Raw genomic sequence first — 2508 nt, 5'->3', positions numbered from 1 at the left:
CGACTCCAACAACCGGAACAACGCAACCTCGAACGCGAACAACGCAGGCTGAGCGAACTCCGTCCGCTCCAACCGCCCCGCGTCCTCACCCCACATCACGTCCCGCAACACCGGGTCGAAGCCCGCCAGCACCTCCGTGAACGCACCCGCGAACACCGGGAACGCCGCCGACAACTCCCGACCCATGCCCAACCGCTGCGAACCCTGACCCGTGAACAAGAACGCGGTCTCACCACCGGAACGCGCCACCACCGGCAGCACGTCAGCCAGGCCACGTACCAACTCGTCCCGGTCCCGGCCGACCACCACGGCCCGGTGCTCGAACACCGAACGACCAGCCAATGACACCGCAACATCGACCGGCCGGACGTCAGCGTCGATGGACGACAACAGCCGCGCGGCCTGAGCACGCACCGCCTCAGCCGACCGGCCCGACAACACCCACGGCACCACCGGCAGCTCGACACCGGTTTCGACCGCGTCCACCGCCACCGGTTCCTCGATGATCACGTGTGCGTTCGTGCCGCTGATCCCGAACGACGAGATGCCCGCCCGGCGCGGATGCCCGTTCGACGGCCACTCCCGCGCCTCGGTCAGCAACCGCACATTGCCCGCCGCCCAGTCCACGTGCGGGGACGGCTCGTCGACGTGCAGCGTCTTCGGCATCACACCGTGCTGGATCGCCTCGACCATCTTGATGATCCCGGCGACACCGGCCGCGGCCTGCGTGTGACCGATGTTCGACTTGATCGAACCCAACCACAACGGGGCATCCTCGGCCCGGTCCTGGCCGTAGGTCGCCAGCAACGCCTGCGCCTCGATCGGGTCACCCAACGTCGTGCCGGTGCCGTGCGCCTCGACCAGGTCGACGTCAGCGGTCGTCAGACCCGCGTTCGCCAGGGCCTGCCGGATCACCCGGCGCTGGGACGGGCCGTTCGGGGCCGTGAAGCCGTTCGACGCGCCGTCCTGGTTGATCGCCGTGCCACGAACGACCGCCAACACCCGGTGACCGTTGCGGCGCGCGTCCGACAACCGCTCCACCAGCAGCACGCCGACGCCCTCGGCCCAGGCGGTGCCGTCCGCCGCGCCCGCGAACGACTTGCACCGACCGTCCGGTGACAACCCGCGCTGACGGCTGAACTCCACGAACACCTCGGGCGTCGCCATCACGGCCACACCACCGACGAGGGCGAGCGAAGACTCACCGGACCTCAGCGCTTGGACGGCCCAGTGCAGCGCCACCAGCGACGACGAGCACGCCGTGTCCACCGTGACCGCAGGACCTTCCAAACCCAGGGTGTAAGCGACACGGCCGGAGGCGACCGCGCCCGTGCTGTTGTTGGCCGGGTAGTCGTGGTACATCATCCCCGCGAACACACCGGTATCACTGCCCCGCAACGACACCGGGTCGATCCCCGCCCGCTCGATCGCCTCCCACGACGCCTCCAACAGCAAACGCTGCTGCGGGTCCATCACCAACGCCTCGTTCGGGCTGATCCCGAAGAACGCCGGATCGAACTCCGCCGCTCCGTACAGGAAGCCACCTTCACGGGTGTACGACTTGCCCACGACGCCGGGCTCCGGGTCGTACACGCCATCGACGTCCCAACCACGATCCGTCGGGAACCCGCCGACAGCGTCCACACCGTCCGCCACCAACCGCCACAGCTCCTCCGGCGACGACACACCGCCCGGGTAGCGGCAGGCCATGCCGACGATCGCGATCGGCTCGTCCGTCACCGACGTCGTCGCCACGACCGCCCGCGCCCGCTCACCCGTGCCGGACATCTCGCCGAGCAGGTGTTCCGCCAGCGCGAACGGCGTCGGGTAGTCGAAGACCAGGGTCGCGGGCAGCACCATGTCCACCGCGGCGCTCAGGCCATTGCGGAACTCGACCGCCGACAGCGAGTCGAACCCGAGGTCGTTGAACGCCTGCTCCGGATCGATCGCCTCCGGACCCGCGTGACCCAAGGTCGCCGCCGCCTGCGTCCGCACCAACTCCACCAACACCGCGAGCCGCTGCTCCTGCGCCAACCCCGCCAACCGCTCACGCCACACCGACGAACCACCGGCCACGCGGCGAGCACGGCGACGAACCAGGCCGCGCAGCAACGGCGGGACGTCGTCACCGGCGCCGGACAGGTCGAGGTCGATCACCACCAGCGCGGGCGCGTCCACGGCGGTTCCGGCGTCGAACAACGCCAGTCCGCGCTCCGCGGACAGCGGGAGCACACCGGTCCGCCGGATGCGCTCGACCTCCGCCGCACCGCCCATACCCGCCTCGTCGGCCCACAGGCCCCAGGCCAGCGACTGCGCCGCCAACCCGTTGGCCTGGCGGTGGGCCGCCAACGCGTCCAGGTACGCATTCGCCGCCGCGTAACTGGCCTGACCGGGGTTGCCGAACACGCCCGCGGCCGACGAGAACAGCACGAACGCCGAGACATCACCCACGAGCTCGTGCAGGTTCCAGGCGGCGTCCACCTTCGGACGCAACACCCCATCGACACG

Annotated in this window: 1 protein-coding gene; it reads right to left on the bottom strand. The window is 70.1% G+C overall.

Annotation, left to right across the window (positions count from 1 at the left end; genetic code table 11):
- Positions 1 to 2508: type I polyketide synthase (locus AB0H12_RS45140; RefSeq protein ID WP_499632946.1), on the bottom strand; the 2508-nt coding region annotated here is incomplete at both ends.

The organism is Actinosynnema sp. NPDC023794, assembly GCF_040639675.1.
GTDB classification, from domain to species: Bacteria; Actinomycetota; Actinomycetes; order Mycobacteriales; family Pseudonocardiaceae; genus Actinosynnema; species Actinosynnema luteola.
This window is presented reverse-complemented; position numbering and strand designations above follow the sequence as displayed.